The following is an 18,308-nucleotide window of genomic DNA, read 5'->3' on the forward strand; positions in this document are numbered from 1 at the left end:
CCCAAGGAGGAGCGCATGGCCCAGGCGTCGTCGAAAGATCGGGAGTCTCGCGAGCGGCTGCGCCGCTATCAGGCTAGGCAGACCGTGCACGACACCGCCATCCGGCGCCGGAAGCGCGACAACGTGGGTGGCGTGCTGGCGCTGGTCGCCGTCATCGCCCTGTCGAGCGCCGCGCTCGTCGGCTACGAGCTCGGCCCGGGTGCGCCCGAGCCTGACCCCGAGGCGACGGTCGAGCCGACGCCGGAACCCACCGGCGAGGCGCCCGATCCGTCGCTGGCCGAAGACCGCACCTGGACGGGACAGCTGACCCTCAACGACGAGATCGAGCTCGGCATCGAGCTCGATGGTGCCGCCGCCCCGCAGGCGGTTGCGGCCGTCACTTCGCTCATCACCGACGGGTTCTACGACGGCCTCACGTGCCACCGCCTGACGACGTCGAACATCTTCGTCCTGCAGTGCGGCGACCCCGACGGCACGGGAGGCGGCGGCCCCGACTTCCGTTTCGGTCCGGTTGAGAATGCGCCGGCCGACAGCCTGTACACGGCGGGCACGCTCGCCATGGCGCGCGTCGGCGGCGACGCGTTCAGCATGGGCAGCCAGTTCTTCATCGTCTACGGCGACTCGGCGATTCCGAGCGACGCGGCCGGTGGCTACACCGTCATTGGCGAGGTGACGTCGGGCCTCGATCTGCTGACGAGCGAGATCGTCGCCGGCGGCGTCGAGGGTGGCGCGCCCGATGGACGCCCGCGCATCGAGACGACCATCACCTCCATCACGATCGAGTAGCTATGGATGCCCGCCCCGCCTCCCAGCCGGATGCGGGGCGAGAGCGTGGAATATGCTGAACCCCGCCCGCAGGACTCGCCTGCGCGCCTGGCGTCGATGAGGATGATGCACCCGTGGCAGTGAACGAGAAGACCGCTTTCGGCCGAGTCGATGAGACCGGCACTGTCTACGTCACGGACGACGGAACAGAACGCGTCGTCGGACAGTACCCCGACGGCACCGCTGACGAGGCCCTCGCCTACTTCACGCGAAAGTACGACGACCTCGAAGGTCAGGTGCGGCTCGTCGAACAGCGTGCGCGCAGCGGAGCACCGGCCGCCGATGTGGCGAAGACGGTGGCAAGTCTGCGCCAGACCCTCACCGACGCCGCCGCCGTGGGCGACCTGCCCGCGCTGCGTGCCCGCCTGGACGCCCTGGGCGGCACCGTCGAGAAGCTGACGGAGGAGCAGCAGGCCGAGGCGAAAGCCGCACTCGAGGCCGCCATTGCCGAACGCGAGGCGATCGTCGTCGAGGCCGAAGCTCTGGCCGCAAAAGACCCGCAGTCGGTGCAGTGGAAGCAGGCATCGACACAGATGGAGGCCCTGTTCACCCGCTGGAAGGACCACCAGCAGTCGGGCCCTCGCCTGCCGAAGAAGCAGGCCGACGACCTCTGGAAGCGCTTCCGCACCGCCCGCGGAACGCTCGACAGCAACCGTCGCGCCTTCTTTGCGGCGCTGGATGCCGAGCACAAGGGCGCGAAGCAGGCCAAGCAGGCGTTGATCGCGAAGGCCGAGGCGCTTGCCCCGCAGGGGCCCGCCGGTATCCCCGCCTATCGGCGCCTGCTCGACGACTGGAAGGCCGCCGGCCGTGCCGGCAAGAAGGTCGACGACGCACTGTGGGCGGCGTTCAAGGCTGCGGGTGACGTTCTCTATCAGGCCAAGGCCGAGATCGACGCCCGTGAGAACGAGGAGTTCCAGGGAAACCTCGAGCAGAAGCTGGCGCTGTTGAGCGAGGCCGAACCGCTGCTCGGCGCCACCGACCGCGTCGTTGCCCGCAACACGCTGACGAACATCCAGCGCCGCTGGGATGCGATCGGCAAGGTTCCTCGCGACCAGGTACGTCCCATCGAGGACCGTCTGCGGAAGATCGAGCAGGCCGTCAAGGCGCTCGAGGAAGCGCACTGGGAGAAGTCCAACCCCGAGAAGAAGGCTCGCTCGGAAGGACTCGCGTCTCAGCTGCACGATGCCATCGCGCAACTCGAGGCAGAGCTCGCCGAGGCGAAGAAGGCAAAGAACGAGAAGAAGGTCGCCGAGCTCACCGAGGCACTCGAGGCGCGTCGCGCCTGGCTCGCAGCCGTCGGCGACTAGGTCGACGCGGGGTTATCCCCAGCGCGGGGTTGCACGCGGTTATCCTCCGTTCGGGATGATCGGGGCGGCGCTTCGCACGCGGCCCCACACACTGCGGCGCATGTCTGCCGTCCGTACCGTAACCCTGTCCCCCACAGAACTGCGCGCCGCCGAACTCGACGGAGAGCTCACCCGCGTCGGGGATGCTTTCCTGCCGATCGATGTGCCCGTCGGCGCCGCGGATCGCGCCCGCTCCATGAGCGCTGTGCGCCGGGAGTCACGCCTGTTCGTGCAGCGACGAAGCGCGGCGTGGGTCTACGGCTGGTGCGCCGAGCCAGCCACGCCCTCACTCGCCGCGTCGATCGGGTCGCGTGTCCCGTCGGGGACGCGCATGCGCACGGGGGCGCGTGAGCTCGTCATCGACGCCGATGACCTGCAGCTCGTCGGCGGTGTCCTCGTCACGACCCCGGTGCGCACGCTTCTCGACCTCGCCCGAGCCGACGACGACGAGTGTCCGCTCGCGGACTTGCACCGAATGATCGAGCTGTCGGGGCTCGGCGCCGACGCGGTGCTAGAGGCGCTCACTGCGGCCCGGCGCGCGCCGTACACCGCGCGAGCGAGGCAGCGCTTGCTAGCCGTTGCTGACGCGGTAGACGTCGTACACGGCATCGATGCGACGAACGGCGTTCAGAACGCGGTCGAGGTGCGTGACGTCGCCCATCTCGAAGACGAACTTCGAGATGGCCAGGCGGTCGCGTGACGTGTTGACGCTGGCGGACAGGATGTTGACGTGGTGCTCGGACAGCACACGCGTGACATCCGACAGCAGCCCGCTTCGGTCGAGGGCCTCGACCTGAATCTGCACGAGGAAGACGCTCTTCGTGGTCGGGGCCCACTCCACCTCGATCATGCGATCGGGTTCAGCCAACAAGCTCTGAACGTTGGTGCAGTCACCCCGGTGCACGCTCACGCCCTGGCCGCGCGTGATGAAGCCCACGATCGCGTCGCCCGGCACGGGCGTGCAGCACTTCGCGAGCTTGACGAGGATGTCCGGAGCGCCACGGACGAGGATCCCGGAATCGCTCGTGCGAACCGGCGTGCGCGCCCGGTTCGGCAGCGTGAACGACTCGTCATCGGATTCCGCCTCGACGTGCAGCGTCGACAGGATCTTCTCGATGACCGACTGCGTGGAGACGTGTCCTTCGCCGACCGCCGCGTAGAGAGCATCCACCGTTTCGTAGCGGAGCGTCGCCGCGGCCTGCGCAATCGAGTCCTGCGACATCATGCGCTGCAGCGGAAGGTTCTGCTTGCGCATCGCGCGAGCGATCGCGTCCTTGCCCTGCTCGATCGCCTCATCGCGGCGCTCCTTCGTGAACCACTGCCGAATCTTCGACTTGGCTCGCGTGGACGTCACGAAATTTAGCCAGTCATGGCTCGGGCCGGCGTCGGGGTTCTTCGACGTGAAGACCTCGACCGTGTCTCCACTCGAGAGCGTCGAATCGAGCGGCACGAGCCGGCCATTGACCTTGGCCCCCATGGTGCGGTGGCCAATCTCGGTGTGCACGGCATAGGCGAAATCGACGGGGGTCGCGCCGGAGGGAAGGCCGATGACCTTGCCCTGCGGGGTGAAGACGTAGACCTCTTTCGCGCCGATCTCGTAGCGCAGCGTGTCGAGGAACTCGCTCGGGTCGGCCGTCTCGGCCTGCCAGTCGGAGATGTGCTTCAGCCACGCCATGTCGGTGTCGTGGCCGAGCGCTGCGCTGCCCTCGGCCTTCGAGCCGCCGGAGGCCATGCGCTCCTTGTATGCCCAGTGCGCGGCGACACCGAACTCGGCCCGCTGATGCATCTCGTGCGTGCGAATCTGCAGCTCGACCGGTCGCCCGCCCGGGCCGAAGACCGTGGTGTGTAGCGACTGGTACAGGTTGAACTTCGGCGTCGCGATGTAGTCCTTAAAGCGCCCGGGCATCGGGCTCCAGCGCGCGTGCACCGCGCCGAGCGCGGCGTAGCAGTCGCGGATCGAACCCACGAGGATGCGCACGCCGGTGAGGTCGTAGATGTCATCGAAGTCGCGGCCTCGGTGCACCATCTTCTGGTAGATGGAGTAGTACTGCTTCGGCCGCCCGGCGACCTGCGCCTTGATTTTCGCTTGACGGAGGTCACCGTTGACCTCGTCGATGACCTGCTGCACGAACTTCTCCCGTTCGGGCGTGCGGTTCTTGACGAGGCTTTCGATCTCGACGTAGAGCTTCGGGTGGAGCACGGCGAACGAGAGGTCTTCGAGCTCCCACTTGATGGTCTGGATTCCCAGCCGGTGGGCGAGCGGGGTGTAGATCTCGAGGGTTTCCTGAGCCTTGCGCTTTGCGGACGAGCCCTCGACGAAGCCCCAGGTGCGGGCGTTGTGCAGCCGGTCGGCCAGCTTGATGACGAGCACGCGGATGTCTTTCGACATGGCGACAATCATCTTGCGCACCGTCTCGGCCTGTGCCGAGTCGCCGTACTTCACCTTGTCGAGCTTGGTCACCCCGTCAACGAGCATGGCGACCTCGTCGCCGAACTCGACGCGCAGCTGGTCGAGCGTGTAGTCGGTGTCCTCGACGGTGTCGTGCAGGAGGGCGGCTGCGAGCGTCTTCACCCCGAGGCCGAGCTCGGCGAGGATCTGGGCCACCGCGAGCGGGTGCGTGATGTACGGCTCGCCGCTCTTGCGCTTCTGACCCTCGTGGGCCTTCTCCGCGACGCGATACGCGCGCTCGAGGAGTGGGATGTCAGCCTTGGGGTGCTGGGCCCGCACCGTGCGGTACAGCGTTTCCAGTGCCCCGGTGGGCTGGGCGCGCGAGAACAGGCGCGGCAACAACGAACGCAATGGCGCTGCGCTCTGCGTCACCTCTGTCATCGCACCCTCCGGGGGCAGTCTACGAGGTGCGGCTGACGCTAGCGGACGGCACCGGACTCAGGAGTGGGTGCCTTCTTGCGCGTGCCCTGCTTCTTGACCTCGGGCTCGTTCGCACGCAACTGCACGTACAGCGGAGCCGCGATGAAGATCGACGAGTACGTGCCGACGATCGTGCCGACGGTCAAGGCGAGCGCGATGTCGCGGAGGGTTCCCGCGCCGAGCAGGAACGACCCGATGAACAGAATCGCGGCCGTGGGCAAGACGGCGACCACCGACGTGTTGATGGAACGCACGATTGTCTGGTTCACCCCGAGGTTCACCGACTCGGCAAAGGTGCGTCGCGATTCCACCCCGTCTTCACTCGTGTTCTCGCGAACCTTGTCGAACACGACGACGGTGTCGTACAGCGAGTACGACAGGATCGTCAGGAAGCCGATGACGGCCGCGGGCGTGATCTCAAAGCCGAGAGCGCCGTACAGGCCAGCGGTCAGCACGACGTCGTGAACGAGGGCGACACCGGCTGCGACGACCATCTTCCAGGTTCTGAAGTACAGCGTCATGATGATGCTGACAAAGACCATGAACACGATCAGGGCGACGATCGCCTGACGGGTGATGTCTTGGCCCCACGTTGCGCCGATGAACGACGACGTGACCTGCTCGAGGGGAACGTCGAACGCGTCGGCGAGCTCCGCACGCAGGAGGTTCGTGTCCTCCGCCGTCAGCTGGTCGGTCTGCACGCGAACCGAGTCGGTACCGACCGTCGATACACGCGGGTTGCCCCCGACGACCGTGTCATTGACGACGTCGGTGGCCAACTGCGTTGCGGCGGTGGGGTTTTCGACAACCTGAGCCGCCGCCGACACGCGGAACTCTGAGCCGCCTCGGAACTCGATACCGAAGACGAAGCCGCCGCGCAGTGCAGTGACGCCGATCGCGAGCAGCAGGAAGACCGCCGCGATCGAATACCAGAGAGCGCTTCGACCGACGACGTTGATCGAGCGTTCGCCGGTGTAGAGGCCGTTGCCAAACCGGGTGAGCATGCTCATCGGGCGTCCTTCTTCCCTGCGGTCTCCGCCTCGGCGGCCTTGCGTTCAGCGATGGTTTGCCGGCGCTGTGCTTCGCGCGAGCTTCCTGTGTTCTTCTTCGGCGTGCTCACCGGTGCGCGGAACTGCGCGCGGCCGCGGTACACCGCCCCGAGCGCCTTGGGGTCAAGACCCGACAGCGGGTGTCCGCTCGAGAAGAAATCGGTGCGCGCCACGAGTCGAAGGGTCGGGTACGTCATGAGGGTGACGATCACGAGGTTGATGAGCGACATCACGCCGAGGGTGAAGGCGAAACCGCGCACGTTTCCGACGGCGAGCACGTACAGCACGACTGCACCCACGAGGCTGACGACGTTCGAAATCAGGATCGTGCGGAACGCGCGAGACCACCCGGCCTCGACCGCGTTCGGCAATGACCGACCGTCACGCAACTCGTCTCGCACGCGTTCGAAGTACACGATGAAGCCGTCAGCGATGACACCGATCGAGATGATCAGACCGGCAACGCCGGCGAGTGACAGGCGATACCCCTGCTGGTTCGACAGGTACAGGATCACGAAGTACGACAACACCGCGGCAACCATCAGGCTCACGATGATCACACCGCCGAGAGCGCGGTACTGGAACAGCGCGTACGCCATGACGAGCAAGAGGCCGATGACACCGGCGATGATGCCGCTCTCGAGCTGTGAGATACCGAGGGTGGCCGAGATGTTCTCTTGGCTCTGCAGTTCGAAGCCGATGGGCAGCGCTCCGAAGCGCAGCTGGTCGGCGAGCACCTGCGCGGTATCTTGCGTGAACGACCCCGAGATCTGCGGCTGGCCATTGGTAATGGCGGCCAGGGTGCGCGGGGCGCTAATGACCGAACCGTCGAGCACGATGGCGAACTGGTTCTGGATTCCTTGAAGCGTGATGAGTCGCTCGGTAACCGTTCGGAACTGCTGGGTACCGACGGCGTCAAACTCAATGTTGACGCCCCACTCGGTCGTGGTGACACCGGTCTGCGAGGCAATCAGACCCGCGGTCGCATTCGTAATGCTGGCACCCTCGACCTCAACGGGTCCAAGAATGTACTTCACGATGCCGTCAACGTCGCAGGTCACGAGCGGTTCGTCGACGGGCGCGATGTTCGTTCCCAGCTCGTCGAGCGCAGCGCAATCGATCGTGTCGAATAGCTCCCGCACCTCCGGCGTGATCCACGCCAGGTCGCTGGCGTCGGTCGGCGCAATGGGTGGGGCCTCGGGGGCGTCCGTCGTGACGGCAGCCGCGTTGTCCTCGGCGGTTGCCTCGCCCGTCGTGGTGTCGTCAGTGGCTGCACCGTCCTCGGCCCCGCCTTCGGTTTGGCCATCGTCGATGCCACTCTCGTCCGAGACGTCGTCGTCCGGGCCGCCGATCGCGGAGTTTGACGCAGCGTCGGCCGCCAGCACGGGGCGGAACTCGAGCTTCGCCGCGGACTGGATGCGGTCGATCGTCGCCTGGTCGGGTGTGCCGGGAATCGACACGACGATGTTGCGGCCACCCTGCGTGTTGATCTCGGCTTCGCTCACCCCGCCAGCGTCGACGCGCTGGCGGATGATCGCGACGGCCTGGTTGAGCTGTTCGGCGGAGACGTTGGCGCCCTCCTCAATCTGCGGCTCGAGGATCAACTGCGTGCCGCCCTGCAGGTCGAGGGCCAGCCGCGGGGTCCACTCCCCCTCGTTGAAGGCCACACTCGCCGCATTCGCCGACAGGAGGCCGACGATGATGACGAGCAGCCACACGAGGGAGCGCAGGGCTTTGCGCTCGGGTGTCGATCTAGCCACGGAGGTTACTCATTTCTCGGGGGTGGTGGAGCGAGATCGTTGTCCCGCCGCCCGGGTGCGCGTCGTCGCGCAGCGTTAGTCGTCGGTCTTCTTGCGCTCAGTGGGGTCAACGCTCGACTCGTTGAGGCGCGGCCCGGCCTCGTCGGTGCCGGGAGCGTCGTCGGTCGACCCCTGCACGGGCTCGTCGTCTTCGATGACCCGGGCCAGCGTCTGCCGGTGCACGCGAATGGTGCTGCCCGGCGAGACCTCGATCGTCGCGATGTTCTCGTCTTCGTCGAGTTCGACGAGCGTTCCGAAGAGCCCGAAGTTCGTCATGACCTCGGCGCCGGGCACCATCTTCTGCTGCAGCTCATCGACCATGGCGCGACGCTTGCGCGAGTTGCGCACCATAAAGAAGATCAGCAGGCCGAGCACGCCCAGCATGACAATGGTCAACGGATCCATGACGACCTTTCGAGGGGGAACAGGACGGCGCGCACGCGGAAGCGGGGCCCGCGGCAGCCTGCGCTCAACTATAGGTCATCGATGAGGCTGGGCTGCGGCCCCGGTGCGGCACGCCCGAGGTGGCGCCAGCCTTGCGGGGTCGCGACCCGCCCCCGAGGCGTGCGCGTCACGAGGCCGCTGCGCACGAGAAAAGGCTCTACGACCGACTCGATCGTCTCCGCTTCCTCCCCGACCGTCACAGCGAGCGTCGACAGGCCGACGGGCCCCCCGTCGAACCGCTCGACAATGGCCGAGAGCACGGCACGGTCGAGCCGATCGAGACCGTGCTCGTCGACGTCGTAGAGCTCAAGCGCCGCACTCACCGCCGTGTGGTCAGCAGCGGCACCGTGCACGAGCGCGTAGTCGCGCACGCGGCGCAGCAGCCGATTGGCGATGCGCGGCGTCCCGCGGGAGCGTCCGGCGATCTCGCGGAGGGCATCCGACTCGATCTGCAGGCCGATCAGCCCGGATGCGCGCTCGATGACGCGGTGCAGTTCGTCGGCTTCGTAGAACTCGAGGTGCGCGGTGAAGCCGAAGCGGTCGCGCAGCGGGTTGGGCAGCAGCCCCGCGCGCGTGGTCGCGCCGACGAGCGTGAACGGCGCCAGTTCGAGCGGGATGCTCGTCGCGCCGGCTCCCTTGCCGACCATGATGTCGACGCGGAAGTCCTCCATCGCGAGGTAGAGCATCTCTTCGGCACTACGCGCCATCCGGTGGATCTCGTCGATGAACAGCACCTCGCCGGGCACGAGCGACGACAGCACGGCGGCGAGGTCGCCCGCGTGCTGGATCGCCGGCCCGCTCGTCATGCGTAGCGGTCGCTCGCCCTCGTGCGCGACGATCATCGCCAGCGTCGTCTTGCCGAGCCCAGGAGGGCCGGCAAGCAGGATGTGATCGGGCGCGCGGTTCTGCAGCTGTGCCGCGTCGAGCAGCAGCTGCAGTTGGCGACGCACCTTCTGCTGACCGACGAACTCGGCGAGCGACCCGGGGCGGAGGGCGCCCTCGAAGGCCAGGTCGTCGGCGGCCGCCTCCGGCTGCAGGATCTCGTCGCTCACGGGCGGCCCCCTCCCGGTCCGAGCTCGGCGAGCGCGAGCCGCAGCAGCGCGGGGAGGCCCGGTAGCTCGCCGTCACCCGCGTCGGCACGCGCAGCCTCGATGACCGAGGTTGCCGTCGCCACCGCCGTGCGCTCGGGCCAGCCGAGGCCGGTGAGCGCGGCCGCGAGCCCGGTGCGGGTCGCGGCGTCGCCGGCAGGCGGCGTCGGGGTATTCGCGGTGTCGGCGGTCGCGGGGGCTCCGGGCGGTGCGATGCGGCCCGAGAGCGACACGACGATGAGCTTGGCCGTCTTTGGCCCGATGCCGCTCACCTTCCGGAAGGGCGCGTCGTCGCCGTCGGTGATGGCGCGCGCGGCCTCGTCGGGGGTCATCGCGCCGAGCACGCCGAGAGCCGACTTGGGGCCGACCCCCGAAACGCTGCGCAGCAGGTCGAAGAGCCCGAGTTCGAGCTCGTCGGCGAAGCCGTACAGACTCATGTCGTCTTCGCGCACGATCAGAGCCGTGTGCAGTCTCGCCGTCTCGCCGACCCGCAGGGTCGCGGCGACGCGCGGGGTGATCGCGACGGCGTATCCGACCCCGTGCACGTCGACGACGGCACGGCCGCCGCTCACGGCGGCGACGGTTCCCTGGATGCTCGCGATCACCTCTCGAGCCTAGGCGCGCGGGAGGCGCGCTCCGCGTCGCGCCACGCACGCTGGGCGGGAGTGAGGCCCGCGTCGGCCGCGCCCGCACCGCCCGTCGCCGAGGGCGGCGCCCCCCGCCAGCCGTGGCAGATAGCGAGCGCGAGCGCGTCGGCGGCGTCGGCGGGCTTCGGCGGGGCATCGAGGCGCAGGATGCGCTGCACCATCGCGGTGACCTGCCGCTTGTCGGCCCCGCCGTGCCCGGTGACCGCTGCCTTCACCTCGGTGGGCGTGTGCAATGCGACGGTGAGCCCGCGCTGGGCCGCCTCTGCGAGCACCACGCCGGAGGCCTGGGCGGTTCCCATGACCGTGCGTACGTTGTGCTGGGCGAACACCCGCTCGAGGGCGACGGCGGAGGGCGCGTGCTCGTCGAGGAGTGCGGCGACTCCCAGCTGGATGCGCCGCACGCGCTCGGCGAGCTCCAGCTCGGGCGCGGTGCGGATCACCTCGACGGCCACGAGCGTTGCGCGCCGGTCGGGCGCGATGTCGACGATGCCGACACCGCACCGGGTGAGCCCGGGGTCGATGCCGAGCACGCGCAGCGCCACAGTCTCGGCTATTCGTCGTCGGCGTCGAGCTCGGCGCGCACCTCAGCGCTCAGCTGCACGTTGGTGTAGACGTTCTGCACGTCGTCGCTGTCTTCCAGCGCGTCGACGAGGCGGAACACCTTGCGGGCGGTCTCGGCGTCGGCCTCGACCTGGATGTTGGGCACGAACTCGGCCTCGGCCGAGTCATAGTCGATGCCGGCGTCCTTGAGAGCGTTGCGCGCATCCAGCAGTTGCGAGGGGTCGGTGATGACCTCGAAGCCGCCGCCCTGGTCGACGACTTCCTCGGCGCCCGCCTCGACCACGGCGAGCAGGATGTCGTCCTCCGTGACGCCGTCCTCCTTCGTGATCGCGATGACGCCCTTGCGGCTGAAGTTATAGGCGACGCTGCCTGGGTCGGCCATCGTGCCGCCGTTGCGGGTCATCGCCGTGCGCACCTCGGCAGCGGCGCGGTTGCGGTTGTCGGTCAGACACTCGATGAGCATCGCGACGCCGCCCGGGGCGTAACCCTCGTACATGATCGTCTGGTAGTCGACGGCGTCGCCCGTGAGGCCGGCGCCGCGCTTGACGGCGCGATCGATGTTGTCGTTCGGAACCGAGGTCTTCTTGGCCTTCTGGATCGCGTCGGCGAGCGTCGGGTTGCCAGCCGGGTCGGGGCCGCCGATCTTCGCGGCAACCTCGATGTTCTTGATCAGCTTGGCGAACGACTTGGCGCGGCGGGCGTCGATGACGGCCTTCTTGTGCTTCGTCGTCGCCCACTTGGAATGGCCTGACATGCGGCTCCTCTACTCGGGGCGGTACCCGAGAAGTTTAGGGCAGGAGGTCTGACGCGACGCCGAGGCGGCGCAGCTCCAGCTCGGCAAGCGCCCGGATCGTCGAGCGGTCGCCCGCGAGCAGGGCCGACCCCGGGTCGGGGTGAACGCGGCCGAGAGCGCCGAGGCGCGCGGTCGCCAGCGCCCTGACCGCGAAGGTGTCCGTCGACATGCCGGCCGCGATCATCCGCTCGGCACCTCGGCGGCGCTGCACGAATCTGACGCGGGGCCAAACCCAGACGAAGGCGATCAGCGTGAGCAGGCCGAGGGCGACGATCCACCCGGCGAGGACGGCCGCGGTGTCGACCACGTCGATCACGGCGACCCCTGCGTCGCTGACCGAGTCTCCTGCTCCCGCTGCCGCGTCGAAGGGGGCACTGACGGCGCCACCGCGACGACGCCAGCCACGTCAGCCGCAACCTGGCGGGCGCGCTGCGCGGAGTAGGGCGAATACAGCAGCATGGCGCCATGCTTGCGCCCCCGCGGCGGCGCTGCCGGGCGGCGCGCCGACAAGGTCGGTCAGGATGCTGCGCGCACTCTCTCGAGGAACCTCTCGTGGAAGCGGTGCTCCCCCGCCACCTCGGGGTGGAAAGCGGTGCCGAGAAGGGGCCCCTGCTCGATCGCGACGATGCGTCCGTCGTCGACGCGCGCCAACACCTCGACGCCGGGGCCGACCCGCTCCACCACCGGCGCACGAATGAAGACCGCGTGCACGGGCGGCTCGCCGAGCGCCGGTATGTCAAGCTCGGTTTCGAACGAGTCGAGCTGAGTTCCGAACGCGTTGCGTCGGACGGTCGCGTCGAGCCCGCCGAAGGTCTGCTGACCCGCGATGCCGTCGACGAGGTCGTCGGCGAGCATGATGAGGCCCGCGCAGGTGCCATAGACGGGCATGCCGCTCGCGATACGCGCACGAATCGCATCGCGCACGTCGAAGATCCGCGACAGCTTGTCGATCACGCTGGACTCGCCGCCCGGGATCACGAGCCCGGCGACCCGTTCGAGTTCGCCGGCGCTCTTCACCGGGCGCGCGTCGGCGCCCAACGCGCTCAGGGCGGCGAGGTGTTCGCGCACGTCGCCCTGCAGGGCGAGGACGCCGACCGGCGGGGTATTACCAGCCACGCTCGGCGAGGCGGTGCGGCGCGGGCAGGTCGGCGACGTTGATGCCGACCATGGCCTCGCCGAGTCCGCGCGACGCGTCGGCGATGACCGCTGGGTCGTCGAACGCCGTCGTCGCCTTGACGATCGCCTTCGCGCGGGCGACGGGGTCGCCCGACTTGAAGATGCCCGAGCCAACGAACACGCCGTCGGCCCCGAGCTGCATCATCATCGCCGCGTCGGCGGGGGTGGCGACACCGCCGGCCGTGAACAGCACCACGGGAAGCTTGCCGGTTTCGGCGACCTCGCGCACGAGCTCGTACGGGGCCTGCAGCTCTTTCGCCGCGACGTAGAGCTCGTCCTTCGTGAGCGAGCGCAGGCGGTTGATCTCGCCCGTGATGGTGCGGATGTGCTTGGTCGCCTCCGAGACGTCGCCCGTTCCGGCCTCACCCTTCGAGCGGATCATGGCGGCACCCTCGGTGATGCGACGCAGCGCCTCACCCAGGTTCGTGGCACCGCAGACGAACGGCACGTCGTAGCCCCACTTGTCGATGTGATTGACGTAGTCGGCGGGGCTCAGCACCTCCGACTCGTCGATGTAGTCGACGCCGAGCGACTGCAAGACCTGGGCCTCCACAAAGTGGCCGATGCGGGCCTTCGCCATGACGGGGATCGAGACCTCGGCCATGATCTGCTCGATCAGGTCGGGGTCACTCATGCGGGCGACGCCCCCCTGTGCGCGGATGTCGGCGGGAACGCGCTCGAGCGCCATGACAGCGACGGCGCCGGCGTCTTCGGCGATGCGCGCCTGCTCGGCGGTAACGACGTCCATGATCACGCCGCCCTTCAGCATCTCGGCAAGTCCCCGCTTCACGCGGGCGGTGCCGGTCTCAGACGTGCTCATGAGGGAATCCCTTCGACAAGTGGTGCGCCGACGCGCAGGATGCTGGCACGAACGTATCGTTGGCCTAGGCCAAAAGATAGCATGGGGTGATGGGACCCCAGATCACCGGACGCTCAGCCGCCGACATCGCCGCCAGCGTGCGGGCGCTCATTGAGCGCGGCGTACTGGCCCCGGGGGATGCGCTGCCCCCCGTGCGGAACCTTGCCGACGAGTTGGGGGTGAACCGCAACACCGCGGTCGCGGCCTACCGGCAACTCACTCAAGCAGGAATGGTCGTGACGCTCGGTCGCGGGGGAACGAGGGTCGCCGACCGCTCCCCGGTCGCCCAAGAAGGCTTTGCGGCCGACAGCGTGCTGCGCGACGTGGCCACCGGCAACCCCGACTCGGATCTCATTCCGAACCCGTCGCGCGCGCTGGCCGGCGTGGTCGGCCGCCCCATCCTGTACGGCGAGCCGGTCATTGACCCCGACCTCGAAATCTGGGCCATGCAGTGGATGCGCGCCGACCTCGCCCCCTCCGACGTGCGGTTGACTGTTACGAGCGGCGCCGCGGATGCTGTCGATCGCCTCCTCGCGCAGGCTCTCGTGCGCGACGACGCCGTCGCGCTAGAAGACCCGTGCTTCTTGACGAGCATCCATACGGTTCGCGTGAACGGTTACCGACCCGTTCCCGTGCCCGTGGACGACGACGGCATGACGGTCGAGGGGCTGCGCGCGGCGCTCGAGCAGGGGGTGCGCGCGATCGTCTGTACGCCACGGGCGCAGAACCCCACCGGCGCGAGCCTCGGCCCAGAGCGCGCTGCGGCGTTGCGGGCGGTGCTTGCCGACTACCCCTACGTGCTCGTGATCGAAGACGACCACTTTTCGATGCTGTCGCGCACGCCGTTCCGGTCACTGATCGGGCCCGAGCGCAAGCGGTGGGCGCTCGTGCGCTCCGTGTCGAAGTTCTTGGGGCCCGACATGTGCCTTGCGGTCGTCGCATCGGACCCCGACACGGCCGAACGGCTCGCCACCCGTCTCACGCCCGGCACCACATGGGTCAGTCACCTGCTACAGCGACTCGCGCTTTCACTGCTCACCGATGACGCCGTCGTCAGCGACATCGCTCGCGCCGCCGACCACTACTCGTCGAGAAACGTTGCCTTCGCGCAGAAGCTCAGCGCACACGGCGTCCCGACAACCGCCGGAGACGGACTGAACCTGTGGGTGGCGCTCCCCGTGCCGGCGCGGGATGTCTCCGAGCAGCTCATGCGTCGCGGCTGGCTGGCACGAACGGGCGACGAGTTCTCGCTCGGTGCCGTCATCACAGATCACCGGCTGCGGCTGACCGTTCACGACCTCGACGACGGCGATGCCGAGCGCCTCGCCGCCGACATCGCCAGCGCCGTGCGCGCCGCGGGTGGGCGGCTCGCGCAGGCCGAACTGGGATGATCGAGTGATGAAGGTGCTCTCCATTCAGTCCGCCGTCGCCTACGGGCACGTCGGCAATTCGGCCGCCGTGTTCCCGCTGCAGCGCATCGGTGTCGAGGTCATGCCCGTCTACACGGTGACCTTCTCGAACCACACCGGCTATGGCGCGTGGCGCGGCTCGCTTATCAGCTCGGACGACGTGCGGGAGGTCATCACCGGCATCGAGGAGCGCGGGGTCTTCCCGCACATTGACGTGATCCTCTCGGGCTACCAGGGCTCGGAGGGCATCGCCGACGTGATTCTCGACGCGGTGGCACGCATCAAGACGGCAAACCCTGCGGCGATCTACGCGTGCGATCCCGTGATGGGCAACGCGAAGAGCGGGTGCTTCGTCGCCCCGGCCATCCCGATTCTGCTGCGCGAGCGCGTCGTGCCCGCTGCCGACATCATCACCCCCAACCAGTTCGAGCTCGGCTACCTCACCGGCACCGAGCCGGACACGCTCGAGTCAACGCTGCGCTCTGTGGACCTCGCCCGCGCGATCGGCCCGCGCACGGTTCTCGTCACGAGCGTCGAGCGACCGGACCGCGAGGAGGGCACGCTCGAGATGCTCGCGGTCACCGACGACGGCGCCTGGATCGTCGCCACCCCGCAGTTGCCGATGACGGCGAACGGTTCGGGTGACGTGACGGCGGCGCTGTTCACCGCTCACTACCGGCGGACGGGTGACGCCGCCGACGCACTCGCCCGAACGGCCTCGAGCGTCTTCGACCTGTTGCAGAACACCCTCAACTCGGGCGAGCGCGAACTGCAGCTCGTCGAGTCGCAGGAGGCGTATGCGCACCCGCGCATGCAGTTCGCGGTGCGCCAGGTGCGCTAGGTTCACTCGGCCGTCGGCCAGGCGGCTGCGAGCTCGTCGCGCACCTCGCCGAGCAGCCGCGGCACCGCCTTCGTGCGTGCCACGATGGGGAAGAAGTTCGCGTCCTGCGCCCACCGCGGCACGATGTGCTGGTGCAGGTGACCGGCGATCCCCGCACCGGCGACCGCGCCCTGATTCATGCCGATGTTGAATCCGTCACAGCGGCTCGTCTCGCGCAGCACCCGCATGGCCGACTGCGTGAGTGATGCGATCTCAGCGGCTTCTTCGGCCGTCGCCTCGTCGTAACTCGCGACGTGGCGGTACGGGCACACGAGCAGGTGGCCGCTGTTGTAGGGATACAGGTTCAGCAACACGTAGGCGTGCACGCCGCGCGCGACGATGAGTCCGGTCGCATCGTCGAGCCCCGGCGCTCGGCAGAACGGGCACCCCGAACGCTCCCCCGTTCGGTCCTCGTCGTCGATGTACACCATGCGGTGTGGCGTCCACAGACGCTGAAAGGCGTCGGGAACGCCCGCGAAGTCGTCGGCCGCCTCGGGGGGCGAGCCGGTGCCGTTCGCGTCCGCGTGCATCCGGGCTACAGTTCCTGCGATCGGGAGGCGATCGCGCCCGTGATGCGGGCGATCGCCTCGTCGACCGGCACGCCGTTCAGCTGCGTGCCGTCTCGGAAGCGGAAGCTGACCGCGCCGTTCGCACGGTCATCCTCGCCCGCGATGAGCAGGTAGGGCACCTTCTGCGTCGTATGCGTGCGGATCTTCTTCTGCATGCGGTCGTCGGAGTGGTCGACGTGCGCGCGCACGCCCTCCGCCCGCAGACGGCCGATGACGTCTTCGAGGTAGTCGCCGTACTGCTCGGCAACCGGGATGCCCACCACCTGTTCCGGAGAAAGCCACGCCGGGAACGATCCGGCGTAGTGCTCGACCAGGATGGCGAAGAAGCGCTCGATCGACCCGAACAGGGCGCGGTGAATCATGATCGGCCGCTGCTTCGTGCCATCGGAGGCGGCGTAGGTCAGGTCGAATCGCTCGGGGAGGTTGAAGTCGAGCTGGATGGTCGACATCTGCCAGGTGCGCCCGATCGCGTCGCGCGCCTGCACCGAGATCTTCGGGCCGTAGAAGGCCGCGCCGCCCGGGTCAGGGACGAGCTCGAGGCCCGACTCTTCGGCGACCTCCTGCAGGGTCCGGGTCGCCGTCTCCCACAGTTCGGGCGAGCCGACGAACTTCTCGCTCTGGGGGTCGCGAGTCGACAGTTCGAGGTAGAAGTCGTCGAGGCCGTAGTCGCGCAGCAGCCCGAGGACGAAGTTCAACGTGCCCGTGAGCTCGCTCTTCACGAGCTCGGGAGTCGTGTAGATGTGGGCGTCGTCCTGCGTCATGCCGCGCACGCGGGTGAGCCCCTGCAGCGTGCCCGACTTCTCGTAGCGGTAGACGCTGCCGAACTCAAACATGCGCAAGGGAAGCTCGCGGTACGAGCGGCCGCGCGAGCGGAAGATCAGGTTGTGAAAGGGGCAGTTCATGGGCTTCAGGTAGTAGTCCTGGCCCTGGCGGGTAACGTGGCCCGTCTCGTCGCGCTCCTCGTCGAGGTGCATGGGCGGGAACATTCCGTCGGCGTACCACTGCAGGTGGCCGCTCGTCATGAAGAGGTTCGACTTCGTGATGTGCGGCGAGTACACGAACTCGTAGCCCGCCTCCGTGTGCCGCTGCCGCGAGTAGTTTTCCATCACCTGGCGGATGATGCCGCCCTTCGGGTGGAACACCGCAAGCCCCGAGCCGATCTCGTCGGGGAAGCTGAACAGGTCCAGCTCGGTGCCGAGGCGACGGTGGTCGCGCTTCTGCGCCTCCTCCAGGCGGTGCTGGTAGGCGCGCAGTTCGTCCTTCGACGGCCAGGCCGTGCCGTAGATGCGCTGCAGTTGCGGGTTCTTCTCGCTGCCGCGCCAGTAGGCGGCGGCCACGCGCATGAGCGCCCAGCCGTTGCCGATCATGCGGGTATTCGGCAGGTGCGGGCCGCGGCACAGGTCCTTCCAGTGCACCTCGCACGTCTTTGGGTCGACGTTGTCGTAGATGGTCAGCTCGCTGCCGCCCACCTCGACGCTTTCGCCGTCGCTCCCCTCGGCAGCCGAACCCTTCAGCCCGATGAGCTCGAGCTTGTAGGGCTCGTCGGCGAGCTCGATGCGCGCCTCCTCCTCCGTGACGACGCGGCGCACAAAACGCTGCCCGGAGCGGATGATGCGCTCCATCGCCTTCGACAGTGCAGACAGGTCGTCGCTCGAGAACGCGGCGGGCACATCGAAGTCGTAGTAGAAACCGTCGGTGACGGGCGGTCCGATGCCGAGCCGGGCATCCGGATTGATCTGCTGCACCGCCTGGGCGAGAACGTGCGCGGCGGAGTGGCGCAGGATGTTCAGCCCGTCGGGCGAGGAGACCGTCACCGGCTCGACGTGGGTGCCGGCCGGCACGCGACGAGCCAGGTCGAGCAGTTCGCCGTCGACGCGCATCGCGACGACACTGCGGTCGGTGAACAGGCCGAAGCCGTCCGTTTCCTCCGTCGTCTCCACCGTCTCGATTGCAACGGCGGGGGCGGGGGCGTCAGTCACCGGGAGACCTTTCAA

At 68.3% G+C, this 18,308-nt stretch carries 17 protein-coding genes; 4 read left to right on the plus strand and 13 right to left on the minus strand.

Annotation, left to right across the window (positions count from 1 at the left end; all coding sequences use genetic code 11):
• Positions 1-15 precede the first annotated feature (15 nt).
• Both EV140_RS02195 and EV140_RS02200 read left to right on the plus strand, forming a co-directional pair.
• Positions 16-786: a peptidylprolyl isomerase gene (locus EV140_RS02195; RefSeq protein ID WP_130280602.1), complete on the plus strand. Its 771-nt coding sequence runs from the start codon at positions 16-18 to the stop codon at positions 784-786.
• 113 nt (positions 787-899) lie between these two features.
• Positions 900-2,132: a DUF349 domain-containing protein gene (locus EV140_RS02200; protein WP_130280604.1), complete on the plus strand. Its 1,233-nt coding sequence runs from the start codon at positions 900-902 to the stop codon at positions 2,130-2,132.
• Between the two features lie 610 nt (positions 2,133-2,742).
• On the opposite strand, the gene EV140_RS02205 is transcribed toward EV140_RS02200, so the two are convergent.
• The 11 genes from EV140_RS02205 to pdxS form a co-directional block, all read right to left on the minus strand.
• Positions 2,743-5,001: a RelA/SpoT family protein gene (locus EV140_RS02205; protein WP_130280606.1), complete on the minus strand. Its 2,259-nt coding sequence runs from the start codon at positions 4,999-5,001 to the stop codon at positions 2,743-2,745.
• Between the two features lie 38 nt (positions 5,002-5,039).
• On the minus strand, positions 5,040-6,050 hold the full coding sequence (gene secF, locus EV140_RS02210) for a protein translocase subunit SecF (protein ID WP_130280608.1): 1,011 nt from the start codon (positions 6,048-6,050) through the stop codon (positions 5,040-5,042).
• Positions 6,047-7,849, minus strand: coding sequence for a protein translocase subunit SecD (secD, locus tag EV140_RS02215; protein WP_130280610.1), 1,803 nt, complete (start codon positions 7,847-7,849; stop codon positions 6,047-6,049). The genes secF and secD overlap by 4 nt, the downstream gene beginning before the upstream one ends.
• 75 nt (positions 7,850-7,924) lie before the next feature.
• A complete protein-coding gene (locus tag EV140_RS02220; protein WP_130280612.1) occupies positions 7,925-8,293 on the minus strand; it encodes a preprotein translocase subunit YajC in 369 nt (122 codons plus the stop codon).
• Positions 8,294-8,361: 68 nt separating this feature from the next.
• Entirely contained in the window at positions 8,362-9,384 is a 1,023-nt protein-coding gene (gene ruvB / locus EV140_RS02225; RefSeq protein WP_130280614.1) for a Holliday junction branch migration DNA helicase RuvB, read from the minus strand.
• Positions 9,381-10,025, minus strand: a complete 645-nt coding sequence (gene ruvA / locus EV140_RS02230; RefSeq protein ID WP_130280616.1) for a Holliday junction branch migration protein RuvA — start codon at positions 10,023-10,025, stop codon at positions 9,381-9,383. The genes ruvB and ruvA overlap by 4 nt, the downstream gene beginning before the upstream one ends.
• Positions 10,022-10,609 (minus strand): crossover junction endodeoxyribonuclease RuvC, encoded by a 588-nt coding sequence (gene ruvC, locus EV140_RS02235; RefSeq protein WP_130280618.1) that lies wholly within the window; start codon positions 10,607-10,609, stop codon positions 10,022-10,024. The genes ruvA and ruvC overlap by 4 nt, the downstream gene beginning before the upstream one ends.
• An 8-nt stretch (positions 10,610-10,617) precedes the next feature.
• Positions 10,618-11,382 carry a YebC/PmpR family DNA-binding transcriptional regulator gene (locus tag EV140_RS02240; RefSeq protein ID WP_130280620.1) on the minus strand — a complete coding sequence of 255 codons (765 nt, stop codon included), beginning with the start codon at positions 11,380-11,382 and terminating at the stop codon, positions 10,618-10,620.
• Positions 11,383-11,416: 34 nt separating this feature from the next.
• Positions 11,417-11,737 carry a hypothetical protein gene (locus EV140_RS02245; protein WP_130280622.1) on the minus strand — a complete coding sequence of 107 codons (321 nt, stop codon included), beginning with the start codon at positions 11,735-11,737 and terminating at the stop codon, positions 11,417-11,419.
• A 200-nt stretch (positions 11,738-11,937) separates the two neighbouring features.
• On the minus strand, positions 11,938-12,537 hold the full coding sequence (gene pdxT, locus EV140_RS02250; RefSeq protein WP_130280624.1) for a pyridoxal 5'-phosphate synthase glutaminase subunit PdxT: 600 nt from the start codon (positions 12,535-12,537) through the stop codon (positions 11,938-11,940).
• Positions 12,527-13,417, minus strand: a complete 891-nt coding sequence (gene pdxS, locus EV140_RS02255; RefSeq protein WP_096421327.1) for a pyridoxal 5'-phosphate synthase lyase subunit PdxS — start codon at positions 13,415-13,417, stop codon at positions 12,527-12,529. The genes pdxT and pdxS overlap by 11 nt, the downstream gene beginning before the upstream one ends.
• A gap of 89 nt (positions 13,418-13,506) precedes the next feature.
• Here pdxS and EV140_RS02260 point away from each other — a divergent pair, with 89 nt between their 5' ends.
• Together EV140_RS02260 and pdxY are read left to right on the plus strand one after the other, a co-directional pair.
• On the plus strand, positions 13,507-14,847 hold the full coding sequence (locus tag EV140_RS02260) for an aminotransferase class I/II-fold pyridoxal phosphate-dependent enzyme (protein ID WP_130280626.1): 1,341 nt from the start codon (positions 13,507-13,509) through the stop codon (positions 14,845-14,847).
• A gap of 7 nt (positions 14,848-14,854) precedes the next feature.
• Complete coding sequence (gene pdxY / locus EV140_RS02265; RefSeq protein WP_130280628.1) at positions 14,855-15,706, plus strand: pyridoxal kinase PdxY; 852 nt, start codon at positions 14,855-14,857, stop codon at positions 15,704-15,706.
• Positions 15,707-15,708: 2 nt separating this feature from the next.
• Here the strand turns inward: pdxY and EV140_RS02270 are convergent, their stop codons facing one another.
• Both EV140_RS02270 and thrS read right to left on the minus strand, forming a co-directional pair.
• Complete coding sequence (locus tag EV140_RS02270) at positions 15,709-16,275, minus strand: HIT family protein (protein ID WP_130280630.1); 567 nt, start codon at positions 16,273-16,275, stop codon at positions 15,709-15,711.
• Between the two features lie 5 nt (positions 16,276-16,280).
• Positions 16,281-18,194 (minus strand): threonine--tRNA ligase, encoded by a 1,914-nt coding sequence (thrS, locus tag EV140_RS02275; protein WP_241971269.1) that lies wholly within the window; start codon positions 18,192-18,194, stop codon positions 16,281-16,283.
• Positions 18,195-18,308: the final 114 nt, after the last annotated feature.

It is taken from the genome of Microcella alkaliphila (assembly GCF_004216855.1).
GTDB classification, from domain to species: Bacteria; Actinomycetota; Actinomycetes; order Actinomycetales; family Microbacteriaceae; genus Microcella; species Microcella alkaliphila.